This is a genomic window from Pseudonocardia sp., from assembly GCF_025465255.1.
Classification (GTDB): domain Bacteria; phylum Actinomycetota; class Actinomycetes; order Mycobacteriales; family Pseudonocardiaceae; genus Pseudonocardia.
The window spans coordinates 1-5,990 of record NZ_JAODNI010000190.1; the positions used below are offsets into that span (position 1 = coordinate 1).

Below are 5,990 nucleotides of genomic sequence, written 5' to 3' on the forward strand. Positions count from 1 at the left end.
CGCGGGGCCGGGTCGGCGCGCGGCCGGGCCTGGGTCCCCGAGACCGACGCGGCGACGCGCGGCTTCTACGCCCGGGCCGGCTGGGCCCCGGACGGGGCCGCCCGGATCCTCGACACGGGGACGCGCACGGTGCGCGAGGTGCGGTGCTCGGGGTCGCTGGATCTGGTGCTCACCGGATCCTGACGGCGTACCCGAACCCGGTCCCGCCGACGCTCAGAGGCCGAGGAGGGGCTCCAGGCCGAGGGTGAGGCCAGGGCGGTCCCGCACGGCGCGGACCGCCAGCAGCACCCCGGGCATGAAGGACGCGCGGTTCATCGAGTCGTGCCGGATGGTCATGACCTCGCCCTCGCCGCCCAGGATGACCTCCTGGTGCGCGACCAGCCCGGGCATCCGGACGGAGTGCACGCGGATGCCGTCGACGTCCGCGCCGCGCGCGCCGTCGAGCTGGCTGGTCGTGGCGTCCGGGACCGGTCCCAGCCCGGCCTCCGCGCGCGCCTCGGCGACGAGCGTGGCCGTCCGGGCGGCGGTGCCGGACGGTGCGTCGACCTTGCCGGCGTGGTGCAGCTCCACGATCTCGACGGACTCGAAGAACTTGGCGGCCTGCGCGGCGAACGCCATCGACAGCACCGCGCCGACCCCGAAGTTCGGGGCGACGAGCACCGCCGAACCGGGCTTCTCGTCCAGCCAGCCGCGCAGCGTCGCCAGCCGCTCGGCGTCGAAACCGCTGGTGCCGACGACGGCGGCGATGCCCTGCTCGAGGCAGAAGCTCAGGTTGTGCATGACGACGGCGGGCCGCGTGAAGTCGACGACGACCTGGGCGCCCGCGTCCGTCAGCGCGGACAGTGGGTCCCCGGCGCCGAGCCCGGCCACCAGCTCCAGGTCCGCGGCCGCACGCACGGCCGCGCACGTCTCCGAGCCCATGCGGCCCTTCGCGCCCAGGACCGCAACCCGGATCGGCTCGCTCACGCTCACGCCCACCTCCACACCCGGCGCTCCCTGCGCCGCTGGCCGGACCAGCCTAGGTGGGTGCCGCGGACGACCGGCGGGAGGCGTGCGACGCCGCGCGGCTCAGCCCACGACCAGGCCCACGACCCACGTCGCCGCCATCAGCAGGCCCGCGGCGAGCTCGATCACGATGCTCCAGCCGGCGGCCCGCAGCGCGTGCCTGGTCGAGGGCCACGCGGCGCCGCGGTCCTTCGACCGTGCCAGCTCCGCGAGGTAGACGCCGAGCACGAACCCGAGGAAGAGCCCGACGACCGGGACGACGAAGAACCCGACGATGCCCAGGACGCCGCCGGCCAGCAGGGTCCGGTTCGGGACGCCGGCTTCCTTGAGCGCCCGGCCCGGTAGCAGGTACTTCGCCACGGTGCCGAGCACCAGCAGGGCCGCGGCGATCCCGAGGACCCACCAGCCCACGGCGTCGCCGCGCGGGACTGCCCAGAGTGCGACGCCGGCGAGCACGAGGACCAGCCCGGGCAGCACCGCCACCACGACACCGACCAGCCCGACGACGATCAGCAGCCCGGAGGCCACGGTGAGCAGCACCGTCAGGCCAGGTCCTGCAGCGCGCCGGGCAGTTCCGACTCGTCGTCGTACGGCCCGACCACCGCGGCCGTGAGCGGCACGTCGAGCAGTTCCGTCGCGAGCGCGGACACCTGCTCCGGCGTCACCGCCTCGATCCGCTCGAGGCTCTCGGCGATCGAGCGCTGCCGGCCGTGGTCCAGCTCCGAGCGGCCCAGGCGGTTCATCCGCGACGCCGTGTCCTCCAGCCCGAGGACCAGCCCGCCGCGCATCGAGCCCTTGGCCCGGACGACCTCGGCCTCGGTCAGCCCGTCCGCCGCGACGCCCGCGAGCACGTCCCGGACCACCCCGACCACCTCGCCGAGCCGCTCCGGCGCGCAGCCCGCGTAGACGCTGAACGCGCCGGCGTCCGCGTAGGAGGAGTGCGACGAGTAGACCTGGTAGGCCAGCCCGCGCCGCTCCCGGACCTCCTGGAACAACCGCGAGCTCAGGCCGCCGCCGAGTGCGCTGTTGAGCACGGACAGCACCGCGCGCCGCGGATCGTGCCGGTTCAGCCCCGGTACGCCGAGCATCAGGTGGCCCTGCTCGGAGTCGTCGGAGCGCAGGGCGAGGGCGCGCCGCGGCCTGAGCAGCCCGGGAGTCCCGGAGCGGGGCGTGACGGGGGCGCCGGCCGGGAAGCGCGACGCGGCGTCCTCGAGGGCCTTCGCCGCCAGGTCCGCGACGTGCGCGTGGTCGAGGTTGCCGGCGGCCGTGACGACCATCCGCGGCGTCGTGTACTCGCCGCGCCAGAAGTCGAAGAGGGTGTCCCGGCTCATCCCGCGGATCGACTCCTCGGAGCCGACGATGGGCAGACCGAGCGGGTGCTCGTCGAACAGGGTCTCGTCGAAGAGCTCGCCGAGCAGGTCCTCGGGGTCGTCGTCGCGCATGGCGATCTCCTCGAGGACCACCCCGCGCTCCAGCTCGACGTCCGTGTGCGCGAGCTCGGCGTTGGTGACGACGTCCGCGAGGACGTCCAGCGCCATCGGCACGTCCTCGTCCAGGACGTGCGCGTAGTAGCAGGTGTGCTCCTTGGCGGTGAACGCGTTCAGCTCGCCGCCGACCGCGTCCATCTCCTCGGCGATCCCGGTGGCGGTGCGCCGCCCGGTGCCCTTGAAGAGCAGGTGTTCCAGGTAGTGCGCGGCCCCGGCCTGGTCCGGGTTCTCGTCGCGGGAGCCGATCGCGATCCAGATGCCGAGCGCGACGGAGCGGACGCCCGGGACGCGCTCGGTGAGCACCCGGATGCCGCCCGGCAGGTCGGTGCGGGAAACCGCCGGGACGGCGGCACCGGAATCCGGTGCCGCCGTCCCAGTGGTGGTGCGGTGGTTCACGAAGGAATCAGACCTCGGCCGTCTCCGGCTCCGTGGTCTCGGCGGGGGCGTCGCTCGCGGCGCCCTCCTCCTGGACCGGGATGAGGCTGATCTTGCCGCGGTTGTCGATGTCGGTGACCTCGACGCGCATCTTGTCGCCGACCTTGGCGACGTCCTCGACCTTGTTGATCCGCTTCCCGGAGCCCAGCTTCGAGATGTGGACCAGGCCGTCCTTGCCGGGAACCAGCGAGACGAACGCGCCGAAGGCGGCGGTCTTGACGACCGTGCCCAGGAATCGCTCGCCGATCTTGGGCAGCTGCGGGTTGGCGATCGCGTTGATCATGGCGATCGCCTCCTCCGCGGAGGGCCCGTCGGCGGCACCGACGTAGATGGTGCCGTCGTCCTCGATCGAGATGTCCGCGCCGGTCTTCTCGGTGATCGAGTTGATCATCTTGCCCTTCGGGCCGATGACCTCGCCGATCTTGTCGACCGGGACCTTGACCGCGGTGACCCGCGGCGCGTATGGGCTCATCTCGTCCGGGCCGTCGATGGCCTCGCCGAGCACCTCGAGGATGGTCATCCGGGCGTCCTTGGCCTGCGACAGGGCTGCCGCGAGGACCTCCGACGGGATGCCGTCCAGCTTGGTGTCCAGCTGCAGGGCCGTGACGAACTCGGGCGTGCCGGCGACCTTGAAGTCCATGTCGCCGAACGCGTCCTCGGCGCCCAGGATGTCCGTCAGCGCGACGTACTGCGTGGTGCCGTCGACCGTGTCGGACACGAGGCCCATCGCGATGCCCGCGACCGGCGCCTTGAGCGGCACGCCGGCGTTGAGCAGCGCCATCGTGGACGCGCAGACCGAGCCCATGGACGTCGACCCGTTGGAGCTGAGGGCCTCGGACACCTGGCGGATCGCGTACGGGAACTCCTCGCGCGTGGGCAGCACGGGCAGCAGGGCCCGCTCCGCCAGCGCGCCGTGGCCGATCTCGCGGCGCTTCGGCGACCCGACCCGGCCGGTCTCACCGGTCGAGTACGGCGGGAAGTTGTAGTGGTGCAGGTAGCGCTTGTGCGTCTCCGGACCGAGCGAGTCGATCTGCTGCTCCATGCGGAGCATGTTCAGCGTGGTGACGCCCATGATCTGGGTCTCGCCGCGCTCGAACAGCGCCGAGCCGTGCGCCCGCGGGACGACCTCGACCTCGGCCGAGAGCGGCCGGATGTCGGTGAGCCCACGGCCGTCGATGCGCACCTTGTCGCGCAGGATCCGTTGGCGGACCAGCTTCTTGTTCAGCGACCGGAACGCGGCGCCGAGCTCCTTCTCGCGACCCTCGAACTTCGGTCCGAGCTGCTCGAGGACGTGGAGCTTGATCTCGTCGAGCTTGGCCTCGCGCTCCTGCTTCGGGCCGATGGTCAGCGCGGCGGCCAGGTCGTCGGAGGCAGCGGCCTCGACGGCCTCGAACGCGTCCGGCTGGTAGGCCGGGTACGTCGGGTACTCGCGCACCGGCTTGGCGGCGACGTCGGCGAGCTGCTGCTGCGCGATGCACAGGCTGCGGATGAACGGCTTGGCCGCCTCCAGGCCCGCGGCCACGACGGACTCGGTCGGCGCCTGGGCACCGGCCGCGACGAGCTCGTTGGTCTCGGTCGTGGCCTCGGCCTCGACCATCATGATGGCGACGTCGTCACCGACGACGCGGCCGGCGACGACCATGTCGAAGACGGCCCGCTGCAGGTCCTCGTGCTGCGGGAACGCGATCCACTGGCCGTCGATCAGGGCGACGCGGACGCCGCCGATCGGCCCGGAGAACGGGAGACCGGAGAGCTGCGTGGACGCCGACGCGGCGTTGATCGCCAGCGCGTCGTAGGGGTCCTGCGGGTCCAGCGAGAGGACCGTGACGACGATCTGGATCTCGTTGCGCAGGCCGTCGACGAACGACGGGCGCAGCGGCCGGTCGATCAGCCGGCAGGTCAGGACCGCGTCGGTACCCGGGCGGCCCTCCCGGCGGAAGAACGAGCCGGGGATCTTGCCGATGGCGTACATGCGCTCTTCGACGTCCACCGTGAGCGGAAAGAAGTCGAAGTGCTCCTTGGGCTGCTTCGACGCCGTGGTGGCGGACAGCAGCATGGTCTCGTCGTCCAGGTAGGCGACGACGGACCCGGCGGCCTGGCGCGCGAGGCGCCCGGTCTCGAACCGGATCGTGCGGGTCCCGAAGGAACCGTTGTCGATGACGGCGGTGCTCTCGTGCACGCCGTCGATCTCGATGGGATCGGTCATGAAGTGGTGTCTCTCCTCGGATGGGATGAGCACTGCCACCTGCCGGGCGGATCCTCCGCGGAGCCGGTCTTCGATCGAAGCCCCCGGACCTGCTTCTCGTCGGTTCCGGGAGCCACTACCGAGGACCGGCGGATCATGTGCCGGACGCGATGGCGTGTGCGGATGGAGTTGTGCTGGCCGGTCCCCCGGGGCTGGTTCACCCCGGGGGACCGGGACGGATCAGCGGCGCAGGCCGAGCCGCTCGATGAGCGACCGGTAGCGCGCGACGTCGACCGACGCCAGGTACTTGAGCAGGCGACGGCGGCGACCCACCATGAGCAGCAGTCCGCGCCGGGAGTGGTGGTCGTGCTTGTGCTGCTTGAGGTGCTCGGTCAGGTCGCTGATGCGCTTGGTGAGCAGCGCGACCTGGGCCTCGGGGGACCCGGTGTCCCCCTCGTGGACGCCGTAGTCGGCGAGGATCGTCTTCTTCTGTGCGGCGTCGAGAGCCACTGGTGGTACTCCTCTTGTGATGAAGTCCGTGGGTCCCGCTCCCGGGCCTCACGTGCACCGCTGAGCGGCGCGCCGCGTACGGGGCGGGGGGACGGTCTCGGCCGCCACGGACTGCAGCCGGACCCTGCGAACCAGGCTACCAGTGAGGCTCCGGCCGGCCGCGGTCACGTACCCGAAAGGGGCCGGTCAGCGGGCCTGACGCGGCGACGGACGGCGGCTCGGGTGCGGGGTCCGGGGCAGGCCGGCCGCCTGCCGCAGCACCTCCGCGAGCTCGGGAAACGACGACGCGAGGGCCGCGGCGGCGGCCACGAGCCGGGCCGGGGCCGCCACCGCCCTGAGCGCGTCCGCCGCACCGGCGGCGGGCCGGG

Annotated in this window: 6 protein-coding genes and 1 pseudogene; 1 reads left to right on the top strand and 6 read right to left on the bottom strand. The window is 72.7% G+C overall.

The features are described 5' to 3' along the window. A pseudogene (locus tag JWP64_RS22960) lies at positions 1-183 on the top strand (GNAT family N-acetyltransferase); the annotation flags it as partial. Positions 184-213: 30 nt separating this feature from the next. Here JWP64_RS22960 and dapB read toward each other — a convergent pair. The 6 genes from dapB to JWP64_RS22990 all read right to left on the bottom strand — a co-directional run. Beyond that, entirely contained in the window at positions 214-972 is a 759-nt protein-coding gene (gene dapB, locus JWP64_RS22965) for a 4-hydroxy-tetrahydrodipicolinate reductase (RefSeq protein WP_297500726.1), read from the bottom strand. Positions 973-1,068: 96 nt separating this feature from the next. Continuing rightward, entirely contained in the window at positions 1,069-1,545 is a 477-nt protein-coding gene (locus tag JWP64_RS22970; protein ID WP_297500729.1) for a DUF456 domain-containing protein, read from the bottom strand. A gap of 2 nt (positions 1,546-1,547) precedes the next feature. Beyond that, the gene (locus tag JWP64_RS22975) at positions 1,548-2,888 is read right to left on the bottom strand and encodes a pitrilysin family protein (RefSeq protein ID WP_297500732.1); all 1,341 of its coding nucleotides are present in this window, start codon (positions 2,886-2,888) and stop codon (positions 1,548-1,550) included. A gap of 7 nt (positions 2,889-2,895) precedes the next feature. Continuing rightward, on the bottom strand, positions 2,896-5,133 hold the full coding sequence (locus JWP64_RS22980) for a polyribonucleotide nucleotidyltransferase (protein WP_297500735.1): 2,238 nt from the start codon (positions 5,131-5,133) through the stop codon (positions 2,896-2,898). A 219-nt stretch (positions 5,134-5,352) separates the two neighbouring features. After that, positions 5,353-5,622, bottom strand: coding sequence for a 30S ribosomal protein S15 (gene rpsO, locus JWP64_RS22985; RefSeq protein WP_297500738.1), 270 nt, complete (start codon positions 5,620-5,622; stop codon positions 5,353-5,355). A 186-nt stretch (positions 5,623-5,808) separates the two neighbouring features. Beyond that, positions 5,809-5,990 (bottom strand): hypothetical protein (locus tag JWP64_RS22990; RefSeq protein ID WP_297500741.1); only part of this gene is annotated, 182 nt, incomplete at its 5' end.

Bases quoted from the DNA above. Each gene is read 5' to 3' on its own strand.
- JWP64_RS22980 (WP_297500735.1), bottom strand. From the start codon at position 5,133: ATGACCGATCCCATCGAGATCGACGGCGTGCACGAGAGCACCGCCGTC.